The 26279-nt window shown below is 36.0% G+C and carries 22 protein-coding genes and 1 riboswitch; of the genes, 13 read left to right on the top strand and 9 right to left on the bottom strand.

Annotated features, from left to right (window positions below):
- From EGI22_RS14090 to EGI22_RS14075, 4 genes are all read right to left on the bottom strand, one after another.
- Positions 1–499, bottom strand: a 499-nt coding sequence (locus EGI22_RS14090; RefSeq protein WP_255069103.1) for a response regulator transcription factor, incomplete at its 3' end; no start/stop codon positions are given.
- Between the two features lie 113 nt (positions 500–612).
- Complete coding sequence (locus EGI22_RS14085) at positions 613–1602, bottom strand: histidine kinase (RefSeq protein ID WP_255069102.1); 990 nt, start codon at positions 1600–1602, stop codon at positions 613–615.
- 189 nt (positions 1603–1791) lie between these two features.
- Positions 1792–2205 carry a hypothetical protein gene (locus EGI22_RS14080; RefSeq protein WP_255069101.1) on the bottom strand — a complete coding sequence of 138 codons (414 nt, stop codon included), beginning with the start codon at positions 2203–2205 and terminating at the stop codon, positions 1792–1794.
- Between the two features lie 42 nt (positions 2206–2247).
- Complete coding sequence (locus tag EGI22_RS14075) at positions 2248–2856, bottom strand: RNA polymerase sigma factor (RefSeq protein WP_255069100.1); 609 nt, start codon at positions 2854–2856, stop codon at positions 2248–2250.
- A gap of 204 nt (positions 2857–3060) precedes the next feature.
- Between EGI22_RS14075 and EGI22_RS14070 the strand changes: the two genes are divergently transcribed.
- The 4 genes from EGI22_RS14070 to EGI22_RS14055 all read left to right on the top strand — a co-directional run bounded on the left by EGI22_RS14070 (position 3061) and on the right by EGI22_RS14055 (position 9664).
- Complete coding sequence (locus EGI22_RS14070; RefSeq protein WP_255069099.1) at positions 3061–5466, top strand: tail fiber domain-containing protein; 2406 nt, start codon at positions 3061–3063, stop codon at positions 5464–5466.
- Between the two features lie 72 nt (positions 5467–5538).
- Positions 5539–5862, top strand: a complete 324-nt coding sequence (locus EGI22_RS14065; protein ID WP_255069098.1) for a LytTR family DNA-binding domain-containing protein — start codon at positions 5539–5541, stop codon at positions 5860–5862.
- Positions 5863–5871: 9 nt separating this feature from the next.
- Positions 5872–7467, top strand: coding sequence for a S8 family serine peptidase (locus EGI22_RS14060; RefSeq protein WP_255069097.1), 1596 nt, complete (start codon positions 5872–5874; stop codon positions 7465–7467).
- A 31-nt stretch (positions 7468–7498) separates the two neighbouring features.
- A complete protein-coding gene (locus EGI22_RS14055) occupies positions 7499–9664 on the top strand; it encodes a CHAT domain-containing protein (RefSeq protein ID WP_255069096.1) in 2166 nt (721 codons plus the stop codon).
- Between the two features lie 83 nt (positions 9665–9747).
- Here the strand turns inward: EGI22_RS14055 and EGI22_RS14050 are convergent, their stop codons facing one another.
- Positions 9748–11973 (bottom strand): NADP-dependent isocitrate dehydrogenase, encoded by a 2226-nt coding sequence (locus tag EGI22_RS14050; protein ID WP_255069095.1) that lies wholly within the window; start codon positions 11971–11973, stop codon positions 9748–9750.
- A gap of 205 nt (positions 11974–12178) precedes the next feature.
- Here EGI22_RS14050 and EGI22_RS14045 point away from each other — a divergent pair, with 205 nt between their 5' ends.
- The 4 genes from EGI22_RS14045 to EGI22_RS14030 all read left to right on the top strand — a co-directional run bounded on the left by EGI22_RS14045 (position 12179) and on the right by EGI22_RS14030 (position 17129).
- A complete protein-coding gene (locus EGI22_RS14045) occupies positions 12179–12754 on the top strand; it encodes a DUF1684 domain-containing protein (protein ID WP_255069094.1) in 576 nt (191 codons plus the stop codon).
- Positions 12755–12974: 220 nt separating this feature from the next.
- Entirely contained in the window at positions 12975–13997 is a 1023-nt protein-coding gene (gene murB, locus EGI22_RS14040) for a UDP-N-acetylmuramate dehydrogenase (protein WP_255069093.1), read from the top strand.
- Between the two features lie 57 nt (positions 13998–14054).
- Positions 14055–14645, top strand: coding sequence for a hypothetical protein (locus tag EGI22_RS14035; protein ID WP_255069092.1), 591 nt, complete (start codon positions 14055–14057; stop codon positions 14643–14645).
- 34 nt (positions 14646–14679) lie between these two features.
- Positions 14680–14776: riboswitch (TPP riboswitch) on the top strand.
- A 130-nt stretch (positions 14777–14906) separates the two neighbouring features.
- The gene (locus tag EGI22_RS14030; protein ID WP_255069091.1) at positions 14907–17129 is read left to right on the top strand and encodes a TonB-dependent receptor; all 2223 of its coding nucleotides are present in this window, start codon (positions 14907–14909) and stop codon (positions 17127–17129) included.
- A 238-nt stretch (positions 17130–17367) separates the two neighbouring features.
- Here the strand turns inward: EGI22_RS14030 and EGI22_RS14025 are convergent, their stop codons facing one another.
- Complete coding sequence (locus EGI22_RS14025) at positions 17368–18114, bottom strand: DeoR/GlpR family DNA-binding transcription regulator (protein ID WP_255069090.1); 747 nt, start codon at positions 18112–18114, stop codon at positions 17368–17370.
- 265 nt (positions 18115–18379) lie between these two features.
- On the opposite strand from EGI22_RS14025, the gene EGI22_RS14020 reads away from it, so the two are divergent.
- The 4 genes from EGI22_RS14020 (at position 18380) to EGI22_RS14005 (ending at position 22217) form a co-directional block, all read left to right on the top strand.
- Complete coding sequence (locus tag EGI22_RS14020) at positions 18380–19711, top strand: APC family permease (RefSeq protein WP_255069089.1); 1332 nt, start codon at positions 18380–18382, stop codon at positions 19709–19711.
- A 65-nt stretch (positions 19712–19776) separates the two neighbouring features.
- Positions 19777–20751 (top strand): polyprenyl synthetase family protein, encoded by a 975-nt coding sequence (locus EGI22_RS14015; protein ID WP_255069088.1) that lies wholly within the window; start codon positions 19777–19779, stop codon positions 20749–20751.
- A 6-nt stretch (positions 20752–20757) separates the two neighbouring features.
- Complete coding sequence (locus EGI22_RS14010) at positions 20758–21375, top strand: rhomboid family intramembrane serine protease (RefSeq protein WP_255069087.1); 618 nt, start codon at positions 20758–20760, stop codon at positions 21373–21375.
- A complete protein-coding gene (locus tag EGI22_RS14005) occupies positions 21372–22217 on the top strand; it encodes a LytTR family DNA-binding domain-containing protein (RefSeq protein WP_255069086.1) in 846 nt (281 codons plus the stop codon). Before EGI22_RS14010 ends, EGI22_RS14005 begins: the two co-directional genes overlap by 4 nt.
- Position 22218: 1 nt before the next feature.
- On the opposite strand, the gene EGI22_RS14000 is transcribed toward EGI22_RS14005, so the two are convergent.
- Both EGI22_RS14000 and EGI22_RS13995 read right to left on the bottom strand, forming a co-directional pair.
- The gene (locus tag EGI22_RS14000; RefSeq protein WP_255069085.1) at positions 22219–22878 is read right to left on the bottom strand and encodes a hypothetical protein; all 660 of its coding nucleotides are present in this window, start codon (positions 22876–22878) and stop codon (positions 22219–22221) included.
- Between the two features lie 32 nt (positions 22879–22910).
- Positions 22911–23651: an intradiol ring-cleavage dioxygenase gene (locus EGI22_RS13995; RefSeq protein ID WP_255069084.1), complete on the bottom strand. Its 741-nt coding sequence runs from the start codon at positions 23649–23651 to the stop codon at positions 22911–22913.
- Positions 23652–23883: 232 nt separating this feature from the next.
- Between EGI22_RS13995 and EGI22_RS13990 the strand changes: the two genes are divergently transcribed.
- Entirely contained in the window at positions 23884–24582 is a 699-nt protein-coding gene (locus tag EGI22_RS13990) for a hypothetical protein (RefSeq protein ID WP_255069083.1), read from the top strand.
- Positions 24583–24595: 13 nt separating this feature from the next.
- On the opposite strand, the gene EGI22_RS13985 is transcribed toward EGI22_RS13990, so the two are convergent.
- Positions 24596–26200: a GMC family oxidoreductase gene (locus EGI22_RS13985; protein ID WP_255069082.1), complete on the bottom strand. Its 1605-nt coding sequence runs from the start codon at positions 26198–26200 to the stop codon at positions 24596–24598.
- Positions 26201–26279 lie beyond the last annotated feature (79 nt).

Genomic DNA, 26279 nt, shown 5'->3' with positions numbered 1-26279 from the left:
TCATTCCTTTTACCAAACAACCCAACACGTCTTTTTCTCGTGCTGTTAGGTCCACAAATGTTGGTTCCTTTTTCACAAATTGGTTCTGAAACATCTGCATCACTTTGGCCGCTATGGCTGGCGACAAATGCGAGCCGCCTCCATTCACTTCCTCTATAGCCTGCACATATTTTTCTGGGTCAGGGTTTTTGATGATATAGCCTGAGGCACCACCACAAATGGCCTGAAATACGCGGTCTTCGTCTTCAAAAACTGTCTGAATAAGGATTTTAGCATCGGGAACGGCCTTTCTGATTTCTATCATTGCGTGTATGCCATTCATATAGGGCATCTCAATGTCCATCAATATCACATCAGGTTTCTGCTTTTTCACAATCGAAACCGCCTCTCTGGCGTCAGGGTATGAGCCAGTCATCCAAATGTTCTCTGAACTAGCCAAATAAAGTGACAAACTTTCTCTAAAGTTCTTGTTGTCTTCAAATAAGGCTACTCTTATCATTTGCTTGGGTTTAGGTTTTAATTGTTGTAAATACGTTGTTGAAAAAGCTACCATTCTGTGTTATTTATTTCTACAAAATTGGCATAGTTTTCAATTCTAAAAAATCCCTAATTCTAGTGAGAAAGACATATAGAAAGTATAGTTCCTTTACCTGCATCACTTTCAATTTTCAATTCAAAATTTGATTCCTCAGCCCTTTCTTTAAAGTTCCTCAGGCCATTTCCTTCTGTTTTTTGATCTATTTCAAAGCCAACACCATTATCTGTTAATGTGAAAATTATCTTTTGATTTTTTTCAGAAACTTCCAACGAGGCTTTGGTGGCTTCGGCGTGTTTGGCTATATTATTTATGCCTTCTTTCAAAATCAAATACAGATTTTTGCGGTCTTCCATATCTAGTTTTACTTTTTCCATAGGTATATCTGTTTGTTGGAAATAACTGATGTTTTTTTCTGAAAGAACTTCACGGGCGTAGGCTTCTATACGCTTAAATAATCGCTCAGGAGAATCGTTGTTGGGGTTTAATGCCCACACGGTATCTTGCATGAGCGTTACCGATTCTTTTGAATTTGCGGTGATTTTATCCAATATTGGCAAAAGGTTTGAATCTTTCAGACCTTTCTTGAGTACTTGGGTATAAATGGCAATACTACTCAAATTGGAGCCCACTTCGTCGTGCAAATCCGAGGAGATTTTGTTGCGAAGTTGTTGCATTTTCATTTTTTGACGGAAATTGTACAAGAAAAAGAAATAGAAACCGATTCCAATTAATAGCAAAATATAAAATGCAATCATTGGGAAAAACCACCATTTTTGCCAAATAGCTTCTTCGATATTTACGGTTATGGTTTTAAAATCTTTTTGACTCGAAAGTCTGTATTTTAAGAGGTATTTTCCGCCACTAAGGTTAGTATATCGGATTTTTGGGAATGCTGAATTCAATAATTGGGAATCGAAACCTTCAAGTTGGTAAAAGATTGAATCGCCAATATTTGGGAATTCTATGTCAATTAAGTTCTCCAAGCCTTTTAGGTATATGGAGTCTTTTTGTGTGTTAATATAACTTTGATTTCCAAGCCCTTTTACAATAATATGTGGTCGCAATTCAGTTGATTGCGAAAAGCTTATTTGGGAGATAAAAAAAAGGAAAATTATAGTTTTATTTCTCAATTTATTTAATGCTAACAGGGTAAGGTTTCACAAATTAAGAAATATATTTTACCGTTAAATAAAAAAACCTAGTTTAATTCTGTCAGGATTTAATTTAAGGATTTGTTTACTAATAACTAAAACTTATCTCTTCTCCAACTTCTCTAACAGAATTTTCGCATCTTTTGAGGAGGCACTGTTGTTTTTTATAAGGTCTTTTAGTTTGTTTTTTGCCATTAGTGAGTCCTGCCGGTTTTTATTATCCAACAGTGTTTTTATTTCAGTAAACTCATCACCCAAAAGTGTTTCTTTATCACGATTCCAAAAAATAAGACCTGCAGTTAGTACCAATAGTGCCGCTATACCTGAAATTACATATTTTTTATAAGAAATCCAGAGATTAGGCTTTGCCAAAAGCTCGTCTGTGGTTTTTTTGTAATTTATATAAAAAGCCAAATCACGAGCAAAAGTCTCATCATTATTCAAAAAGTCTTTTTCGTCCTCATTCAAGTTTCCCGAAAGATAGGCCTGTATTTTTTCTATATCGTATTTTTCCATTTTTTCTCTTTTATATTAGTCGCATACTTCTTCAAAACTTAATCAATGCCTTTGACAATTTCTAATACAGATTTCAAGTTTTTGTTTGAATTTTGAAAGGGTTACCTCTGTTACATTTTTTGAAGAATATCCAAACTTTAGCGTAAGGTCTTCCAATGTGTTTTGTAAAAAAGGAATTTTTTTTAATGTTTCAGTTTTCTCCTTTGATGACTTACTGAATGTTTTTATGATTTTTTCGATCTCCCAATTTTCATAGTCATGCCTGGCCATCATCATTGCAGTGAGCTGTGGGTTTTTATTGGCCATTTCTTTTATGCATTGTTTAAGACAGGATTTTATTTCCTCTGTGTCTTCATCCTCAGCTATTTGTTGCGATTCTATCTCTAGAAGAATATCCTCGTTTATCGTTACGATTCCAGTTCTAATTTCTTTGCGAAGTGCATCTACAAGTGTGTTGCTGAGGATTCTTATGAAAAATGTTTTGATGCTACAATCACCTTTAAAACGCCCATTTTCTATCGCAAGATTAGTTTTTAAACAGGCATCTTGAAAAGCATCCTCTGGAGTTGTCGCCCTCAGCAACAACCTGTATTTGTTGAATAGTTTAAGTATGTATTGATCTTTTAAAAATCCTTTGAAATCAATTTCCATTAATGGTTTTTTTATGGCGAATATCAAAAATATTAATTTTTGAATTAAGTATCACTACCTACCCACGACTATATATCGACAAAGGCGACATTTGGATTATTTTTTTCTTAAACGGTTGGCCTTCTAAGGTGCTATAGACTTTAGTAAAAAAAATAGAAATGGCTCTGTAGCGGCTATTTAACAAAATTAAAAATTATGCAAACTATGCTCAACATTTTACCCAAGAACCACTTGAGATTGCTTTTGATTTTAATAACTCAAGCTATTTCTATTATCGGATTTGCTCAAAATCGAGCAACTAACATTTCCGAAATCCCTCAAGCTATTATACAAGAGGCTTCAGCTAAGTACAATAGCAACTCCGCAACCCAAGCTGAAACGACTTTTGATGCTTATTTAGCTAATTACTATTTCCAAATTATGGAAGAGCAAGATAGAAAGTCTCGGTATGGAGGCGTTAGAACCACCAACAATATGTGTGTTAGTGGAGATTTTGAAACTGGTTCGCTTGATGCTACCGTTTGGGACGCATTTTGGACTGGAGGAAGTGAAGGACTCATATCGGACCCAAATTTGCCCATTGCCACATGGAATTTTGGTGCATTACCTTTAGGCGGTTCTCCTGATCCAGGAATTGGAGTTAATTGTTCATCTCATCCTCTTCAAAGCCATCATGTTGTGGTTGATAAAACAGTAACACCAAATGACCCCATAGTTCCATTTTTGTCTGTTGTACCACCAACTCCTTTGGTAAATAATCATTCTTTAAGAATTGGCAACACCTGCCCTAGCCATGGAGGCGAAAGAGTGGAAAAGAGCTTTGTGGTGGTGCCTGGTCAAACCACCTTGTCTTTTTGGTATCAGGTAGTTATGCAAAATCCCCAAAGTCCATACCATCCCCCTAGTGAACAACCAGGCTTTGGGGCATACCTTTATGATGGGGGAGGTTCAGATATTAGTAGCTTAATATCTCTAGATGCCACAGCACCTTCGTCTAACTTTTTGGTTGCTGACAATACGAACCCTTTTTTCGGTGTCCATGCAGGTGGTTCTATAGTGTATAAAGAATGGACTTGTGTAGAAGTAGATTTGGCGGCTTATGTAAATCAAACAGTTACTCTTGTTTTTGCGGTGAGAGACTGTCTAAAAGGAGGACACTACGGCTATGCCTACATAGATAATCTTTGTCTTTCGTGTAGTGGTAATCCTACGGGCTGGGTAGATTTTGATAAGAGTACCTCCGATTCTTGCGGTACTGGCCAACTTTGTTTCAATTATACTGTGCCTTTTAAAGAGCAAACAACTGGCACGGTGGATTTGAAACTTGAATTGTTCCAAGATGGTCTTCCAGCGGGCGTTACGCTTACGAGTCCATCACTTACCAGCAATGGTACTTACTGTTTTGATTTAGACATGACAGGTTTAAATGTTGCATTGGATGGCTTCGACTGGGTAGCAACAGCTAATTTTACATTTCCTGGTGCTGTTATTGCCCCAGAACTTATTGGTTCACCGCCTTCTGGAGTAGAAATTGGGCTCAATAATGATTATTTGTTTAATTGCTCAGTGCCTGACAGTTCGTGTTGTTGTTGCGACTCTGCTTTTTACCAAACCAGCTTAGATAAGACATGGTTGGTAAGCAATACAATTGGGAACAATTGGAATACCGACCCTGAATATGATACTTCACTTTGGAAAACCCCTTTTGTGGCAACACTGCCAGGTAGTTATCCTGGCTTAAATGGAGGAATACATATTGATGGCATAAATACAGTGAGCGATTGTTATACTGCTGCGGAGTTGGCTGAAATTTGGTCTACTGCACCTACTTTCCCTGTTTGGTATCCCGCTCCTACATCTACCTTGGATTTTTATACCAGAAAAAATATAGAGATTGCAGACGTAGAGAAAGTATTAAGTGCTAAAGTTTTTGTGGCTGTAGATAACGAATATGAGATTTATGTAAACGGAACTTTACTGACACCATTCGGTGCTCCTCCAACATTGGAAATGGTCGAAATTGCAGTGGATAATGCTCTACTTGTAAACGGTGAAAACGTAATCGCAGCTAAATTCACGGATACCAATGGTAAATGTCGTTGGGCTAAATTGAGGTTTGAGATGATGTATCTTGATTGTTTCAAAGGCAATAACTGGAAGGAAAGTACTACGGGTTCGGTAATATTACAAGATGACAGAGACAGTGTGGGTATCGGTACTTCTAAGCCAATCGAAAAGCTGCATGTTGATGGAAATGTTTATGTAACAGGCTCATTGACAGCTTTGAAAGGATATACACCTTCCGATAGTCGTTTTAAAAACAATATTAAGCCGATGAATGATGCTCTGGATTTGATTAAAAAAATGAACCCGATGAGCTATTTCTACAAATCTGAGTTTTTCAATGAAAAAGAAGAAACTTCACAGCCTTCTTATGGTTTTCTTGCCCAAGATATGCTGGAAATCATCCCGAGCTTAGTTGGGAAAGACAAAAATGGGTATTTGAAAATGGATTATGTTTCATTGATACCATTCCTAACCAAGGCGATTCAAGAGCAACAAAAGCGGATTGAGCTTTTGGAGGAATTATTAAAAAATAAGGATAAATAAAAATGGAAAATAGACCTTGCTTTTTACTTTTCTAGGTAGAAAGCAAGGTTTTAAATATAAACTATTATAGCCATGGAAAACAAAGAAATTATTCCGATCAGTGTTCGAAATTTCATCTGTCCTCACGATGTTCTGTTTTTCGAAGCCAACGAAAACTACACAAAAATTCATTATATTGATGGCAGATTGTTTATTATTGCAAAAACCTTGAAAGATATTCAACATAGCGTTAGAAATTTTAATTTCATAAGGCCTAATCGCTCGGTTTTGCTAAATGCTTGTCATGTAAAACAGAACTCCGTCCTTAATGAAACCATAACATTGGTATTGAAAAACAACCTTAGGTTTCAGGTATCAAGACGCAGAAAAGATACCGTTATAAAACATTTTGATTGAAATAAATCTATGAAAAATACACTGCTGTGGATACTTATACTAGTTTGGAATATTAGCTATTCACAAATTATTATTTGTGAAGGAGATACCACTATTCTTACCAATCCTCAGGAAAATTTTACGCAAACAGATGTAAAAGTTACAGGTAAGCATGCCATTCTTTTGAATAACAGTATTACAGGTTCAAGGGTTGAGATGGCAGCCGATTTTTTATTGTTTTCTCCAGGGTTTAGTACTGCGGGGCAAACTGTTTTAGAAACAAATATTTGGAGAGAAAAACACCCTAAAAATAAGATTCTTTCGAGTATTAAAGCTGTAAATGCTTCTCTGGGGCAATTTTATCCAGAGCATTGCATAGATATTAAAGGGGGTGTTTATGTAAAAGACCGTAAACTCATTCATCTAAACGAAAGCATCCTGCCAACCGATATTCCGCAAGAAATGTCTGTTTTTATATCCAATCTGAACACAGAATTGATGCTAAATAACCTTTCGTACGTTCCGCTATGTGTTAATAATGGCTGCAATTCTGAATATTTTTATATTTTAGAAGGAGTAGATTTGAGCTTGTTCTCGGATTCTACGATTATCAACAAAGGCGGGCCAATAGCAGGGAGTGGAAAACCTAGAGTGGATGGATGCGGAAATGACTATTTTAGTGAGACCGATACCGACACCACAAATATCAATCCTTTGGCAAACGGCCCAATTACTGCAGCGATGCTTGCCGGAGTAAACATTGGTCAAATACCTACCACGCAGCAGTCTGTTTTGATTTCTATCCTCGACACTGGCCTTGATTATACCAATATCGATCTCAGATATGATTCGACCAACTTTCAGTATTCACTCAAATATGGCTCAAATAATCCTGAAAATATGCTCGAAGGGTACATAATGGGCTATAATTTTGTAAATAACAACAACAATCCTTTCGACGATCATCCTGGAAAGCATGGTACCGAAGTATTGGGAACAGCTATTAAAGTATTAGTAGATTCTTTATCTACGACCAAAATTGAAGTGATTCCTTACAAAACCCACGACAAATACGGCTTGGGTTTATTATCAAATATTATCTGTGCCCTTATCTCTTCCAAATGTGAAAACGTGGATATTATAAATTGCAGTTTCAGTTACGAAGGCGAAAGCAACATGGTGCTAGAGTATGTGATACAAAAACTTGGTGAAGATAAAATCAGCTTAGTAGCCGCGGCAGGAAACAGCGGTTTGACTTTTGAAGAAAACAATGTTTTTCCGGCAGCTTATTCTAATATTTTAGAGAACGTAATCACTGTTTCTGGTATTTCTAACACTTTGGATGTGTGTACTATCGAGGATATTCCGATTTACAATATTGGCAATTTTGTGACTGACGTAGTCGTGAAAGACGCATGCGAAGTTTCCAGTATATTCGGGAATTACTCAAATATTGGTACTTCTTTTTGCGTTCCAAATGTCACTTCGAAACTAGCAGAATATTATCAATTCCATGCAATAAGTGAGTTGCCACTTCGGGAACAAATATTGGAGGGCTCAGAAAGGTTTAAGAATAATCCAGTTTTGAATTCGAAAGTAAAAAATGGCGTTTTCGTATTTAAATGATTTTTTGTAGCTTGAGAAAATTTTCTCAAGAATGAAAAAAGGATTTTATTTATATTTTTTCTTACAAGTCTCATTCGTTTTTCAAGGTTTTTCTCAAGATACGGAACAAACCGATCCGTATGTTTATTTAGACAATGCCGACTATTATTTTGCAGAAGGCGATTTCGAAAAAGCAAAGGCCAATGCACTGTCGGCATATAAAATTGGCTTAAATCAAAACCGGGCATTTGTAAGAATAATGTCTATTCAGGTTTGGTCTGAAGCTATGCGGGTTACCAATTTGGATGATTTGGATGAGTTGAAGTTTTTGGCTGATTCTTTACAAAAAGAAATACAAAACGGTTTAGAATTATTAAAAACTCCTAAATATAATCAAAGTGTCGGTGCTAGAGAGAGCATCGGAATTTGCTATCTCACACTCGGTAATATTTATCTTAATTGTAGTGTTCTCAGCCAAGATTTTGTTCAGAAGGCGATAGCCGCCTACCAAAACCAGATTGAATTTTCAAACGAAAAAATCAGTAAAGCCAATGGCTATTTTAATATAAGTTATCTCCATATTATTAATAAAAACCCAGCATTAGCTTTAGTTAATTTTCAAAAAGGAGAACAAATAAAACCCAATGATTATCCAATAGGAAATGATCTCCGAAACTATAACAATGTCGGTTTCATGTATGCCCAAAGTGGAGACTTCGAGAAATCACTTAAATATTTCCAGCAAGCTCTAAAAGTAATAGAGAAAAGCATTTTAGGGTACGAAAATCCTAGTTTAGAGAAATTGGAGAATTTTCAAAACAAAGAATACCTTATAACCTTATTGAGAGATAAAGCCGATTTTTTTCTTAAAATGTTTAAAGAAAAAAATGAATCCGGCTTAATAACCCAAGCATTGGCTACCTATAAATTGGCCGACGAATTGATTGATATTATGCGACTTAAGCAAACAAAAGGTACGAAATTGTTTTGGAGAGGCGAGGCCCATGATTTTTACGAGAATGCCATAGAAGCCTGTTTGATTTTGAAAGATAATTCGGCCGCATATCAGTTTATGGAGAAAAGTAAGGCGGTGGTGCTATTTGAAGAGATAAATTCCAAAAATGATGAATTGAGTAAAACAAGTATTTTTGCATTGGCAGACTTAGTTTCAAAACTTGATTCCACGAAGCAGAACTTTGTTAGTTATTTTGTTGGGAAAGAGGCTGTTTATGTTTTTTGTATAAAATCGAATAAGGAAATCAAGTTTGAGAAAGTAGATTTAAAACCTGCAGAATTGGAGCTTTTATTGGAACAATTTTTAGCCTATTCTTCAAAAAAAAGAACTTGGTTGCAAAGCGTTGTGAATTACCTGTTCTTTTGGCAAACACCAGATTATGAGCCTGCTTTTGTGTTGTTTCAAAAATTAGTAGAACCTCTCCAAATTGTTGATCAAAGTGATTTGATAGTAACATTTGATGGCGTTTTTCCAGCTTTCGAAGCATTTTTAACTAAAAACAAAGAAGAAAGAGACGCTTTTTTGATTAACCATTACAATATATTTTATGCTTATTCTGCATCCTTGTTTTTTAAAGAATATCCCAATGAATCTTTTCAAGATTACGAGAATCAATTTTTAAGTGTTTCTCCAGAGGTTTTCAATTACGACACTTTTCTAAAACCCTTAGGTTCTTTTAATGATCAAAAAGAATTTTCCTATTCTGGAATTCACTTAAGGAAAGACAAAGCTGACAGTGCATCAGTTTTTAAAAATCTCAAAACACATCAAATCGCAGTTTTTTTTACACATGGAGGTGTAGCAGATGGTGGTTTTATTGCACTTCATGACAAAAAGGTTTATCTAAATCAAAGTTTCGATACTAAGGCACAGTTGGTGGTTCTAACGGCTTGCCAAACTGCCAGAGGAATGAGAAGAAAAGGAGAAGGGATAATGAGTTTAGCTAGAAGTTTTGCAGTCGAGGGAGTTCCAAGTACTATTGCGTCTTTGTGGGATATACCGTCTACCTCAAGCGAAATCATAGTAAATGATTTTTTAAATAATTTATCAGAAAATAATTCTTGTGGAATTGCCCTCAAAATGGCCAAACTAGATGCATTGGAGAATGATTTATCACCTCATAGTTGGGCTGGTTTGGTGCTTATTGGTAAAAATAATAAAATACCTGTCTTAGAAATAAATAACAATTTACTGCAACAATAATTTTAATTCAAAAGACTACCTAACAAAAAAAAATCTCGAATTTCTCGAGATTTTTCTGTTTATCAAAAAATACTATGCTTGTTTTATATCTTCGCCAAAATCGCATTGAAAGTAGCACTCGGACGCAAAGCAGCCGAAGCTTTCGCGAAATCTGGCTTGAAGTATCCGCCTGTGTCTTGAGGTTTTCCTTGTGAGCCTATCAATTCGGCATCTATTTTTGCTTCGTTAGCCAAAAGCTCGGCAGCGATTGGAGCGAAAGTCGCTTTCAATTCAGCATCCTTGTCTTGTGCGGCTAAAGCCTCAGCCCAATACATGGCCAAGTAGAAATGACTACCACGGTTGTCTATTTGACCTACTTTACGAGCTGGAGATTTGTCGTTGTCAAGGAATTTCCCAGTTGCTTCGTCTAATGTATCTGCCAAAACCTGTGCTTTAGGATTACCAAATGTATTTGACAAATGCTCATAAGAAGGAGCCAATGCCAAAAACTCACCCAAAGAATCCCATCTCAAATATCCTTCTTCCATAAACTGCTGCACGTGCTTCGGTGCTGAACCACCCGCCCCAGTTTCAAACAATCCGCCGCCATTCATTAATGGCACAATAGAAAGCATTTTTGCAGAAGTTCCAACTTCTAAGATTGGGAACAAGTCGGTGTTGTAATCACGCAAAACGTTTCCTGTTACCGATATCGTATCCAAACCTTGCACGATTCTTTCTAACGAAAACTGTGTAGCATCTGTTGGCGACATTATCCTGATATCTAGGCCATTAGTGTCGTGGTCTGGAAGGTATTTGTTTACTTTGGCAATAATTTGAGCATCGTGGGCTCTGTTTTGGTCTAACCAGAAAATCGCAGGAACGCCAGTTGCTCTTGCTCTGTTAACAGCTAATTTTACCCAGTCTTGTATCGGTAAATCTTTTGTTTGACACATCCTGAATACATCACCAGCCTCTACAGCTTGCTCCATAAGAACAGTTCCAGCTTCGTCAGTCACCACAACTTTTCCGTCTGCTGACAATTGGAAAGTTTTATCATGCGAACCGTATTCTTCAGCAGCTTGTGCCATTAAACCTACGTTAGATACGCTTCCCATAGTTACAGGGTCAAGAGCTCCGTTTTTCTTGCAGAATTCTATGACTGTTTGGTATATACCTGAATAACAACGATCAGGAATAACAAATTTGGTGTCTTTGGCTTTACCATCCGGACCCCACATTTTGCCTGATGTACGAATCGCTGCCGGCATAGATGCATCTATGATTACGTCGCTCGGAACATGAAGGTTAGTTATACCTTTGTCTGAATTCACCATGGCCAATTCAGGGTTTTTAGCATATTCCGCCTGAATGTCGGCTTCTATTTCGGCTTGTTTTTCAGCTGGCAAACTTTTGATTTTTACCAATAAATCACCCAAGCCATTGTTTGGGCTGATGTTCAATTCGTCAAAAACTGCTGTATGTTTTTCAAATACCTCTTTGAAATAAACCGATACAGCGGCTCCAAAAAGAATAGGGTCAGAAACCTTCATCATGGTGGCTTTTAAATGTATTGAAAACAATACATCCTCGGCTTTTGCATCTGCTATTTCTTGTGCCAAGAAAGTTTTCAAACTATTCAGATTCATTACTGAAGTATCAATAATCTCACTGTCTTTCAATGGCGTTTTTTCTTTTAATACTTTCTCGTTTCCGGCATTGTCCACAAAAGTTATTTTTACTGTATTGGCTTTTTCTACCACTACTGATTTTTCGCTTCCGTAGAAATCACCCGCAGTCATTGTAGCCACGTGCGACTTAGAGTCTGCCGACCAAGCTCCCATAGAATGCGGATGCTTGCGAGCGTATTCTTTCACTGCTTTTGGTGCTCTTCTGTCAGAATTACCTTCTCTCAAAACAGGGTTTACTGCACTACCTTTGATTTTATCATATTTGGCACGAGCTGCCTTTTGTTCGTCTGTCGTCGGCTCTTCTGGGTAGTCAGGGATTTTATATCCTTTTTCTTGTAATTCTTTAATAGCGGCTACCAACTGAGGAATAGATGCACTGATGTTGGGCAATTTGATGATGTTGGCATCAGGAGCAGTTGCTAATTGACCTAAGTAAGCCAAATCGTCTGTTATTTTTTGGTCATCTGTAAGATATTCCGGAAAAACCGCCAATATTCTACCCGAAAGAGAGATGTCTCTGGTTTCGATAACCACGTTGGCTGGTTTAGAAAATGCTTGTACTATCGGTAAAAATGAATACGTCGCTAAAGCAGGAGCTTCATCTGTGATAGTGTAAATTATTTTTGCTATTTGTGTCATAAGATAAGGAATTATAAGACCCGTTTTTTAAGATTAATAATAAATATAGACCTGAAATGTTTCAGGTTTATATAAAATGAATGAGATTTGCAAAGTTAATAATTCTATTGAAAAATTTGTGATTTTGGTTTGAAATTCATTTATTAATTTTCAAAGAATCTAATTCTTTAAATATTCATTAAAAACCGCCTAAAAAATATACTAAATGAGCAAAAAACTATTGATTTTAGCCCTTTTGATTTTTGTTAAAAATGGATTTTGTCAAGATTATCAAGAAATATTGGCAAAACACAGAGAAAACTATATCAAGGAAACCCATGAGCGATTTCCAGAACAAAAGCAGGATTTTTTTGAGGTAAATACTGATTTTAAATTCGCTGCAAAATACAAACATCCCAAACACCCAGAGACTATTTCGATTCCAACTTCGGGCGTAAAAATTAAAGATTTTACGGAGTTTGCGATAGTTACTTTTAAATATTCTGGAAAAAAATACAAGATTACGACTTACAGGCAATCACCAATTCAGCCGATGTACAAAAACTTGGTATTTGTTCTTTTTAAAGACTTGACTGCCCCAAAAGACACTTATGGTGGTGGAAGATACATGGACATGGACACGGGTGATTTTGTGGATGGAAAGGTGATTTTAGATTTCAACAAAGCTTATAATCCCTACTGTGCGTTTTCCGACGGATGGAACTGCCCGATTCCGCCTCCACAAAACCATTTAAAACTAAGAATAGAAGCAGGGGAGAAAGTGCCTTTGACAGGGCATTGATTTTGTAAATGTGTTAATATGATAATGATTGAATTAGTTAATGGCAGAAAGTCTTAATGATGAGTTTTTTTGTTTAATCGGTAGTTTTTGGATGCCATTTTTTATTATATTCCTCAAAAAAAACGCTATCAAAACCTTTTTAAAAGTCCACCTAGCCTATCATATTTACTACTATCCAAAAATAAACTTTTAAATTGCAGCTTAATTTATTCTGTTTCCTATGCCCGAAATTCAAGAAAACATTTCCTTAAAATCATACAATACCTTTGGGATAGAAGCCAAAGCAAAGTATTTTGTTGTTTTTAAATCTGTAGAAGAGTTAAAAAGGATTTTGCGAAATCCTGAATATCTAAACGAAAAGAGGCTTTTTCTTGGCGGAGGGAGCAATGTTTTGTTGTTGAATGATTTTGAAGGTTTGGTTTTAAAAAACGAAATTAAAGGCATTGAATCGGTTTTCGAAAATGAAGAAAATGCAATTCTAAAAGTGGGTGGAGGTGAAGTATGGCATGAATTTGTTTTGGATACCATCGAAAAGCAATTATCTGGTTTAGAGAATTTATCATTGATTCCTGGTACTGTCGGAGCTGCCCCAATGCAAAATATTGGAGCTTATGGCGTAGAAATAAAAGATGTTTTTGTCTCTTTAGAAGCGTTGAATCTTGAAACTTTAGAAGTTGTTTTTTTTGATAGAGAAAAATGTGCCTTTGGATATCGTGAAAGCTTTTTTAAACATGAAGGAAAAGGCAAATATGTAATATTGAATGTGAATTTTGAACTTTCAAAAAAGCCTGCTTTTAATGTTTCCTATGGTGCAATAAAAGATACGTTAACCGAAATGGGTGTAACAGAATTGAGTTCAAAATCCATATCTGACGCTGTGATTGCCATTAGAAAAAGCAAATTGCCAGATCCTGCTGAGATAGGTAATTCTGGCAGTTTTTTTAAAAATCCAGAGATTAGTAAAACTTTATTTGAAAAAGTAAAAGCTGAATTTCCAAATATTCCGAGTTATCCAATTGACGAAAATACGGTGAAAGTTCCGGCAGGTTGGCTAATAGAACAAGCTGCCTGGAAAGGAAAACGATTTGGAGATATAGGCGTGCACGACAAACAGGCCTTGGTTTTGGTAAATTATGGTGAAGGGAAAGGACAAGAAATTGCTGATTTGGCCAAAGAAATAGCTTTTTCTGTTTTGCAAAAGTTTGGTATCGAAATTAAACCCGAAGTGAATTTTATTTCATAAAAGTATATTTTGAATTCGAAATTATTTATTTTTGAAAAAATAAACCTTATACATCCAATGCAAATTACGCACGTTATTTCTGACTTAATTCTTGCGGCCATCGGTCTTTATGTATTTTTCATGTACTTAAGCAAACTCAACCTTACCAGTACTATACTATGGGAGTCTTTTGTGCTTTCTATAACTGGAGCTGCTATATTTGGAGCTATTAATTTTGCTGGATATTCCGACGCCAACATGATATCTGTGTTTTTTCAAAAACTTGCTACTATCACTGGAGGCGTAGGTTTGGTAGGTGCCACTTTTGCTTTAGTAACAGGAAAAGACCTCTCTAAAATCGCATGTTATACATTTCTCACCTTAGGTTTTTTTCTTTATGCACTTTCTGAAGGTTTCGGAATAAGAGCGATTGGTGTGTGGACACCTATAGTAGCGATGGGATTGGTTTTTGTTTTGGCGATTTTGGGTTTTATAAATGGAAAGGTTAAAATTGGTATTTGGCTTCTGATAGGATTGGCATTTTTTGCCGCTGGGCAATTTCGCTCACAATTGTTTGGAACGGGAGATTTGACGATAGATATATTTCATTATTTGACGGCTGGCGGTGTTTTAAGCCTTGGTATGGCTAATTCTTCAAAAAACGCTTGATTCTAAAAACTTTTGTTTTACATTTGCACCCGAAATCTCATAAAAGGGGTGCCTGAAAACAGCGGGCTGAGATCATACCCATTGAACCTGATGCGGTTAGTACCGACGAAGGGATTTGAGCTAAATCTTTGTATTTAATACCGGTTAAAAATCAAAGATTCTCAGAAATTTCAATAGTAAAATTAAGTTTAACAAGGTCAATAGACCCGAAGACAGCGTTTTGCTCCTTTATCTGCTTCGTAATAATTTATATAAATTGTTATGAAAAAAGTATCAATTTTCTTCATTTTAGGGCTTTTTGCTCATTTTTCTTTTGCTCAACAAGGGCAAGATTCTACAAATGCCAACAATCTCAACGAAGTTGTAGTAAGTTCTACAAGAGCCAATGAGAAATCAGGTATGGCCTTTAGCAATGTTTCGAAAGCCGAAATTACCAAACAAAATCTAGGTCAAGATCTGCCATTTTTGCTCAATCAAATGCCTTCGGTGGTTGTTAGTTCTGATGCAGGTGCAGGCGTGGGTTACACGGGAATTCGAATAAGAGGAACAGATCCAACAAGAATCAACGTGACTTTAAACGGTATTCCGTACAATGACTCCGAGTCGCAGGGTGTTTATTGGGTTAATATGCCAGACTTTGCCTCTTCCGTACAGAGTATCCAGATACAACGCGGCGTCGGCACATCTACCAACGGTGCAGGTGCTTTTGGTGCGAGTATAAATGTCAATACTTTGCAGCTCAACAGAGATGCTTTTAGTGAAGTTAATACCTCAGCAGGTTCTTTTAATACCTTAAAAACAAATTTTTTAGCATCGACAGGATTGCTGAATGATCGTTTTGTTTTTGATGCCCGACTTTCAAAAATTACTTCTGACGGCTTTGTTGATAGAGCTTCCTCAGATTTGAAATCGTACTTTTTATCGGGTGGATATTATCATAAAAACTCATTTATTAGATTTAATGCTTTTTCAGGGCATGAGAAAACTTACCAGTCTTGGAATGGAATTCCTGATGCATTGGCTAAGAATGATGCTGCCGGTATAGATGCTTTTGTTGAGAGAAATTATTATGACGCGGATTTTAAAAAGCAGATGTTAGCATCAGGTAGAACTTTTAATTTTTATACCTATGAAAATGAAGTTGATGACTATAAACAAGATAATTATCAGTTGATTAGCTCATTTAAGTTGTCAGAAAATTGGCGTTTTAATCCAACTCTTTTTTACACCAAAGGCAAAGGGTTTTATGAACAATATAAATCAGACGCCAGTTTTGCTTCTTATGGTTTAGCCAACATAAAGATTGGAGAAACAGAAATAGAAAGTACCGATTTGATTCGTCAAAAATGGTTAGACAATGATTTTTACGGTGGCGTTTGGTCATTAGATTATGAGGGGGGAGGGAAACTGAAAGGCAATTTGGGTGGTGGAGTAAATAAATATGAAGGAGGGCATTTTGGCGAGATAATTTGGGCAAAATATGCTTCTGAAAGCAATATTCGTTACCGATATTATGATAACAATAGCATAAAAACAGATATGAATTTTTACGGGAAATTATATTATCCCTTAAGTACAAAACTTGATATTTATGGTGATTTGCAATATCGCAGTGTTCATTTCAGCATGAAAGGTACGGCAGATGCACTTCAAAATTTGGATTACCAAAAAAGTTATAGTTTCCTAAATCCAAAAATTGGATTGACCTATCAAGCAAATGCGAATACCTCAGCTTATGTGAGTTATGCAAAAGGAGCAAAAGAACCAAGTCGGCAAGATTTTGTAGACAATGCACCTACACAACCGAATGCCGAGAAATTGAATGATTTTGAAGGTGGAGTAAAACGTAGTTTGGGAAATTGGAAAATGGAAGGCAATGTGTATTATATGTTGTATAAAGACCAGTTGGTATTGACAGGTAAAATCAATAATGTTGGCGATGCCATTCGAACAAATGTTGCAAAAAGTTATAGAGCGGGTATAGAATTACAAGTTTCAGGAAAACTGTCCGAAAAACTATTTTTGGCTGCAAATGCGACATTTAGTCAAAACAAAATTGCGAATTTTGTAGAAACTGTACCTAGTTATGACGAAACACCAAATGAAGTAAATACCTTTAAAAATTCGGATATAGCTTTTTCACCGAATACCATAATGGGCGGAAATCTAACCTATAGACCTTTGCAAAAGCTAGAGTTTAGTCTTTTACCAAAGTATGTTGGGAAACAATATTTAGACAATACTTCAAACGAATCTAGGATTTTGGATGCCTATTTTGTGAGTGACCTACGGACGAGTTATACTTTAAAACCGAAGTTTATGAAAGAACTAAACTTTAGTGTTTTAGTAAATAATATTTTCAATAAAAAGTATCAGTCAAACGGCTATACCTATAGCTACTTGTACGGCGGTAAAATCACTGAAAACTTTGTTTTTCCGCAGGCAGGAACCAATTTTTTAGCGGCAGTTAGGCTGAGGTTTTAAAGATTTTTTATAGCTATGGATAACAAAAACCCTCATTCTGATTTTGTTGGAGTGGGGGTTGTTTTTTTAAATTTAAATAAACTTTAGTGGATAAGACTCCTACTGTCTACTGGTACTTTAATTTTCTTTAAATTAAAAATACAGACTAAAGGCAGATTTTTCTTTTTTTTTCGTCGGGAAATATATGAATTTTATCAAGATAAAGATAATTCAATTATTTATAATGGTAATTTTCAACCTACACCCTCACCACCCCATCATACCCAATCAGGCTGTAGTTTTCAGGCTCTACATTGGTGATTAATGCGTCAATTTTCTCGATTGGGCAAATTTGATAGGCTTCTATTACCCCAATTTTTTCTTCTACTACACAACAGAGTGTTTGTTTGGCTACGGCCATCATTTGTTGTTTTAGTATAGATTCTTCGTAGTTTCTGATGCTGAGGCCCTTGGTTTTGTCTACGCCATTTACTCCCATAAAGTAGATGTCGGCATTGAATCGTTTCAATTGGTTGCTTACTTCGGGTCCCATCGATATCTGGTATCTTTTGTAGTATCTACCGCCCAAAAGTATCACTTCTACGTTTTCGTGGTCGTTGAGGGCCATGGCTAGTGGGGGAGAATTGGTTATTACTGTAAGTGTAAGGTTTTTGGGTATTTGTTCGGCAAGAAAAAAATTAGTTGTACCACCATCTAAAATCAGTATTTGGTTGTTTTTGATAAAAGTGAGGGCTTTTTTTATGACTATTTCCAAGTCACTACCTTTTTTAACACCTGTTCTTTGGCCAGAAAGTATATTTAGATAGCTATTAGACACCACTCCGCCATGGACTTTTTTTAGCAAACCTTTATCTTCAAGTTCGATTACATCTCTCCTGACAGAATCGTAAGAAACTGTAAGCATGGTGCTTAGCTGCCCAAGGTTAATTTTTTTGGCGGTTTTTAAGTGGTCAAGTATCAGTTGTTGCCTTTCTTCTTTTAACATTTTCCTTTCAGTGTCTTTTTGAAATAGTTTACATAAGTAAAGTTATGAATATTTTTGCAATTATTTGCAAAATTTTGCAACATATATTTGCATAGTTCATTTTTTTATGCATATATTTGCATAACATAACTTAAAGAAATTTTATAGAACCTATGATGAATCAAAAACAGCCCCGGCCATGTCGGGGTTTTTTTTATGTCTTTATTGTAGCTTCTTCATCTTTTATCACAAGATTTTCTATATTTTGCGGACTCAATCCTATAATATGAGTCAAAAACCTACAAATCAATTATTAAAACTCCTTGGCGTTGGCTTTGGCATAGCCGTTACTATTGGCGGAACCATAGGAACTGGTATTTTAAGAAAGCCTGGAGCCATAGCTGCACAAATCGGAGATCCGATAATCATTATGGCCTTATGGCTTGGGGTAAGTATCTACGCTTTTTTAGGGGTGCTTTGTGCTATTGAGTTGGGGGTTTCTTTGCCGCAGGCAGGCTCTTGGTATGTTTATGCTAGGCGTGCATTTGGCAATTATTTCGGTTTTCTTACAGGCATCACCAGTTGGTTGGGCACCGTTTCGGCATTAGGTTTTGGAGCCTATACCATGAGCGAATACATTATTTTGCTTTTGCCCAATCTCGAAAATTACATTAGAATAATAGCCATAAGTATTTTGATTGTACTTACGGCATTTCACTTTACAGGCACAAAATCGGGCGGTCGATCTCAGGAAATCCTGTCTTTTTTAAAGGCTCTAGGTTTAATAGTTTTTGTGGTTTTATGTTTTGTGTATGGCAAAGACGTTGATTATACAATGTTGAAAAACACCACTGAAAAAATTGAAAAGCCAGCCTTACTTTTTGGAGTTATTGCAGCTTTGCAGTCTATATTTTATACTTTCGATGGCTGGCATACGGCTTCTTATTTTTCTGAAGAAAATACAGATCCGGCCAAAAGTTTGCCCAAATCTATGATTCTTGGTGTTTTGATGGTAATTATCATTTATTTATTGGTCAACGCCGCCATACTATATGTAATTCCGATGGACTTGCTGGCCAATTCAAAACTCGCCGCAGCAGATGCTGTTTTATTGATTTTTGGTCAAAATTCTGCCAAGATTGTTACCTTTTTCTTGATGCTTTCTATTCTTGGAATGTTAAATGCCCAGACGATGTTTGCTCCAAGAGTGATATTTTCGATGAGTCGAGACGGCTTGTTTGTTAAAGCCGTTCAAAAGGTAAATGCTGCTGGTACACCTTCTGTGGCTATGCCGATTACGACTTTGGGTTCTATTTTGTTGATATTATCAGGAAAAGATATTTGTGCTGTTTTGTCAGATATAGCTACGTTTTTTTTCGTGATGAGTTATGCAGCAGGATTTGCCTCATTGATAAAACTACGAAAAACCGAACCTGATTTGTTGAGGCCTTTTAAAGTGCCTGGATTTCCTTATGTGCCTTATTTTCTTTTGGTTTGTTCTGTTTTGTTTTTGATTGGAGCGGTATTTCAGGATTTTAAAAGCAGTGTGTTTGCTCTAGTATTTTTAGTTTTAAGTTATCCTTTGTACCGATTACAACAGAAACTTTCTAAAATTTAATCTACCTTTCTGCTAAAATAACCGTAAATTTGGCCTTGGATTATTATTTTATTTAAAGATTTTTTATGCCCATTAAATCCTATTTAGAAGCCTTAAACAAAGAGTTTGCGGACTATTCTTATGGCGAACATCCTGTAGAATTGTATGAACCGATAAGTTACATAATGTCTCTTGGAGGCAAAAGATTAAGACCAGTTTTGACATTGATGGCTGCTAATATGTGGTTATACAATTGGCAAAAAGCCTTAAAACCTGCTATGGCGGTTGAGGTTTTTCATAATTTCACACTCATGCACGATGATATTATGGATCAGGCTCCACTCAGGAGAGGAAGCCAAACGGTGCATGAAAAATGGAACACAAACACGGCGATTCTTTCTGGAGATGTAATGTTGGTGGCTGCTTATGAGCTTTTGGTAGATATTGAAGATAGAAACCTAAAGAACGTTTTAAGGAGGTTTAATAAAACCGCAGCCGAAGTATGCGAAGGACAGCAACTCGATATGGTTTTTGCCACTAAAGCTGATGTAAAGAAAGAGGAATACATAGAAATGATTCGTTTGAAAACCTCTGTTTTATTGGGTTTTGCGATGGAATTGGGCGGAATAGTGGCAGATGCTGACGAAGAATCTGTGAAACTTTTGAATGAAATTGGTGTAAATCTAGGTATTGGTTTTCAGTTAAATGACGATATATTGGATGTATATGCTGACCCAGAGAAATTTGGAAAGCAAGTAGGAGGGGACATTATAGAAAATAAGAAAACTTGGTTGCTTTTAGACGCTATTGAGAAAACCAGAGGAACAGCAGAAGGCAAAACCTTAGATGGTTGGTTGAAGAAAAAGAAGTTTGACAGTGAAGAAAAAGTGTCGGCTATCCGAGCAATTTTTGACCAGTATGAAATAAAAGCGGAGGCAGAAGTCCTCGCCAATGGGTATTTTGAAAAAGCCAACAAGGCTTTAGCTAGATTGTCGGTTTCGGATGATAAAAAACAGGTTTTGAAGAAATTTATTGAAGATTTAGAAAAAAGAGAATATTAAAAATATATGAGTTTAAGTGTTTTAATTATCATCCTGACAGTGGCTATCAGTTTAATGGGCTTTAGAGATAGCTCTTTGGTGGGCAAACTTATCCATAATCCTTATTCCGTAGTGCATCGGAAAGAGCATTATCGAATGCTTACTTGCGGATTTGTTCATGCTGATTATATGCATTTGTTGTTAAATATGTACGCTTTATACCTTTTTGGAGGAGCTGTAGAAAGTTATTTCGATTATATGTTTGGAGCAAATGCCCGTTTGTATTTCATGATTTTGTATTTGTTGGGAATAATATTTTCTAACATTCCTGATGTTATCAAATATAGAGATCAATCTTTTTATAATTCTTTGGGAGCGTCTGGTGGAGTGTCGTCTATAGTATTTGCGAGCATTATACTGTCTCCACTTACCAAATTAATAATGTTCCCAATTCCGATACCTATGCCAGCGTATATTTTTGCGATTATTTATGTTGGATATTCAATTTATATGGACAAACGACAAGGTGATAAAATAAACCACATGGCTCACCTTTGGGGAGGTTTATGGGGAGTTGTTTTTATGGTAGCTGTTTATCCGGATGCTTTGAAAGGTTTTTTCAATCAAATATTGGGTAGTTTTTGAAAAATTATTTCAAAATACTATTTCAACCTTATCCTCAGCGTGAACGTACGCTTATAAATTCTCTTTTACATTCTTTGGCAGAAGGATTATTCCTATTTGTCTTTTTCTTGATCTTCGAACCTTTCGGTATATCTGACTGGGTTGACCCAGACAAAACCTTGAAATTAGTGGGTTTTGCTTTGGTGACTTCTGCCAGTACATTTATTCATAGACAGGTTTTTCCTTTTATTTTTCCTAAATTCTACGAGGAGAAAAACTGGTTTGTATGGAAAGAAATCTTGAGCATTTTTGTATTGCTTTTGATGATTGCCATTGGCAATATGATCTATGGCAATTTGTTGCTTTTTTGGAATTTTAGTTTTAGACTTCTTGTGAATTCTTTTCTTTGGGTAGGTCTTATGGCTATTTTTCCAGTCGTTTTTTGGGTTTTGGCAGATTATATTTATCATCTTAAAAAATATAGTAAACCCGTTGAAGTCCACGAATTGAAAGATGAAAAAGAAGATGAAGATTTGAGATTGGTAGCTGAAAACAGAAAGGATTTTTTGGAAATAAAAAACAAGCAATTGCTTTATATTGAATCCTCTGACAATTATTGCACTATCTATTATGTTGAGGAAGAAAAAGTTTGTAAGTTTTTGATAAGGAGTAGTTTAACTAGACTAGAAAGTCAAATTTCTGATGAAAAAATAGCCCGAACGCATCGTTCATATATTGCGAATCTTAAACATGTGGAAAAGGTTTCAGGCAATGCCCAAGGTTATTTCTTGCATTTGAATATTGAAAATATTGGAGTGCCAGTAGCTAGAAAATACGCAAAACTGGTGGAGGTTTTTAAGTGATTTATTTTTCTTCTATTATTATTAAAACAATACTTTCCTGACTTAAAGATTCTCCTTCTAAGCTTTTGCAGTTTTTCATGCTCAATGCATCTCCTTGATTTACTAATCTGTCATTTATTTCGAAAGAACCCCAAACTACGTAGACGAAAAAGTTGAAATTTTCTTTTCTTTCAAAAAGCAAATCTTGGCGATATGTATATTTTCCTAGAAAGATTCCAGCGTTTTGCGTTTCAATAATTGCTGATAATTGATTGTTTAGGACTTCAAAAGCTTTTATATCTGCTTTTAAAACTCCAAAATTGGGATTTATTTTTATTTCAAGAAACTCAGAACAGTTTCCTTCTGCTAGATTTTCAAGAATTATATTATTTTCATTTCCCAACATTTGCACCTCACCTGATACCAAAATTTCTTCCGTAATATTGTTGCCAATGGCTCCACTAAGTGGAATGAGAATGAGTTTTTTTGATTCATTTGAGTAGGTCTGGTAAGTTTTACCTTCATTTATTTTTACCAAAGAAAGGTTCTCTAATGCTTTCAAAAGAAATTCATCCTCTATTTTCTGATGATTTCTCGAGAAAATATAGTTTTTTACAAAACTGTCACTTTCTTCTATTTTGTTTTTTAAAGAAAGAAAAATAGCTCCTTTGTTATTTTCCATATCTATTTGTTATTTTCAAAGGAGCCATTTTTTTATGCACTAACTACTATAGTATGATTTAAAATATATCCATCGGTGTTATTACCAGAAATACTGCAAAGTTCGTTAGCATATCCGTCACTGAAAACATTGTCTTTTTCGTTGGTGGTATTCTGGGTTCCGTGGCTTTTGTAATCAGTTGCGGTTGTATAAACTGTATCGCAAACGGTTTTCGGAAATGCGATTTGGGTAACTAAAAGTGATTTTCCAGCTGCGGTGAAAATATGCACATGAATATGAGGTGCCCTTCCGCTGTACCAACCCGGGAAAATACTCGTAAAATCCGCCAAGCCGTTTGCATCTGTGGTTTGTCTTCCTCTTAGCCAGTGAGCAGCTGTCCAATTTGTAGATTGCATTCCAGTTCCGCCATATTCAGAATATTCACCTTTGGCGTCGCAATGCCAAATATCTACTAATAAATTTTCCACTGCATTGCAGTTTGCATTTTTGTTTTTTATGGTAAGGTTTACTGTCAATTTCACGCCAGACCTGTCTCCAGCTATATCAGCTTTTACCAAGGATGCAGGATCTTTGATAGGGAATGGCCCTTCAGTTTCGGAGTTAGTAACCGAACAATCGCTCGCTGAACTTCCATTTGTTGAACCTGTAACATCGCTTGTAGTTTCAGTAGTATCCGTAGAAATATTTGCTTTTTCGCAAGCACTCATTAAAGGTAAAATAGAAAACATGCCAAGGCCACTTAAACTTTTCTTTAAAAACTCTTCTCTTTTCATCAATCAATTGGTTTAATAATACGCTTTAAGTACAAGACGATTAATTTAGATTTAATGTTGCCCAAACCTTTTATAATTAGGGTATTTTTTAAAAAATACTTTGTCAAACGTCCCAAAAACTTGTATTTTATCCCAGAACTTTGTTGTTTCTCCCAGAATGTTGATGTTTAACCCTTTGATTTTTTAGAGCCATTAGTAGGCTATAGTTTTGGGTAAATAAAAAACAAATCAAATGGAAAATTTACTTTACAAATCAGGAATCGTCTTACATGTTATTGCAGGATTTTTAGCTTTAACCTCTGGCTTAGTAGCAATGAGTTATGGAAAGAAGGGTGGAAAAATCCACAATCTTTCAGGTATTGTATTTTATTGGTCTATGGCTGTTATATTCGTGACCACACTTTTGTTTTTCGTTTTATTTCCAAACAATCTAAAATATCAGTTTTTTCTTACCATAGGTATAGTTAGTTTTTATCCAACGTGGTCGGGTAAACGAATGCTTAAAATGAAAAAAGGACTGAAGCCAACCTGGTACGATATGTCTGCTGCTTTTTTAGTGGGTGTATCTGGTTTGGTAATGTTGGGATATGGATTTCTACTACTTTTCAAATATGAAATATCCTCGCCATTTGTTTATCTTTTTTTTGTTTTCGGGATTGTCAGTCTTTTAAATGCCTATGGAGATCTTAAATATTATCTAAAATTCAAATCAGAAATAAAAATGCATTGGTTTTTTGCTCATGGCGGAAAGATGATTGGTGCATATTCTGCTGCATTAACTGCTTTTTGTGTAAATATTGTTCCAAGGTTTTTGCCGGAGAATTTTCCAAGCTTTGGCCAAATGATATTATGGGTAGGGCCAACAGTAGTTTTTGCTTTTATATCTGCAAAAATATTAAAGAAATACAAAGTAAAAATGGGAGTTGTCTAGACTCCCATTTTTATTAAGAATTCAAAATCATATCTGCTCCTTTCTCGGCAATCATATAAGTAGGGGCATTGGTATTCCCCGAAACGATAGTTGGCATAATAGAGGCATCAATAACTCGTAAACCTTCGATTCCATGTACGCGTAATTTTTCATCAACAACCGCCATTTCATCAGAACCCATCTTACAAGTGCCGACAGGATGATAAACCGTTTCAACTTGTTTTAGAATATGCAACATAATGGCTTCGTCTGAGCTGCGATCTGGTGGCATTACAATTGAATTCATGTGTTTTGAAAATGCCTTTGCTTCCATTACCTCCAAGGCTTTTTTGCCAGCATTTAATAAAACCATTCTATCTTCTTCAGATTCTAAAAAATTAGGTTGAATGATTGGCTGAGCTGCTGGGTTGGTATTTGACAAACCAACATAACCTCTACTTTTTGGCCTTAAAAGTGTTGGTAAAATCGTATAGCCATCTTTGTAAGGAAAAGTATTAATGTCATAGATGTCCACGCTGTAATCATTGCCAACGTTTAAGGATGCAAAATGAAATTCATAATCTACTCTGTCAGGACTTGCAGCTGTACTTCCAAATGCGACAGATTCTAATGGACCAATAGTTAATGCACCGCTTTTCGTAAAAATATATTTCATTAAATCCGCAACCTGGTTCAATGGTTTTAGATGATGGTTTTGACCTTCCTGACTATTCGCTAAGGCACTTACGGCATAAAAAAGGTGGTCTTGGAGGTTTTTTCCTACGCCTTGCAATTCTTTTTTGCATGCTATACCATGGGTTTTTAACTCGTCTTTGGCACCGATTCCCGAAAGCATCAGGAGTTGCGGTGAGGCAAAACTACCAGCAGAAAGAATAACTTCTTTATTGGCAAAAAAATCTTGCGTACCATTTTTGCCATTAGAAACAACAACTCCAACCGCTTTATCATTTTCGATAATGACTTTATTGGTGATTGTTTTTGTCATAACGGTAAGATTTGGCCTTTTCATCGCTGGCTTTAAAAAAGCATCGACCGCACTATGCCTTTTTACATCTTTGATAGTAAACTGAAATGGGCCAACACCTTCTTGATTTTCTCCATTATAATCTAAATTCCTATTAAAACCTTTTTCGACACAGGCTTCTATGAATGCATTAGAATAAGGCGTAGTGAATTTCTTGTTGTAGGTCACATTCAATTCCCCGTCTTTTCCATGATATTCATTCGAAATATCTTCATTGGCTTCGGATTTTTTGAAATACGGCAATACTTCTTTTGCTGACCAGCCTTTGTTGCCCAAAGAAGCCCATTCGTCGTAGTCGGCGTGGTTTCCTCTTACATAAGCCATGGCATTTGTAGAACTGCAACCTCCCAATACTTTGCCTCGGGGTAAATATATTTTTCTATCTAAAATGTGCTTTTGAGGTTCGGTCCAGAATCCATAATCTACCTCACTTCTATGCAGTTTGGCATAGCCAGCAGGAATATGAATCTCCATTTTTTTGTCAGGACCGCCTGCTTCTATCAACAGGACAGAGTTAGCTGGGTCAGCCGAAAGTCTATTGGCCAAAACGCAGCCAGCACTTCCCGCACCGATGATGATGTAATCGTATTTCATTTTATTTAAGGTTTTATGACTTCTAATTATTTAGTATTTTTCAGGACGAATCAGAAAAATTCATTCTTTAGTTTTTCTG

The organism is Lacihabitans sp. LS3-19 (genome assembly GCF_024343575.1).
Classification (GTDB): Bacteria; Bacteroidota; Bacteroidia; order Cytophagales; family Spirosomataceae; genus Leadbetterella.
Note: the sequence above shows the minus strand (reverse complement) of the source record. Positions and strands in the feature narration are given on the sequence as shown.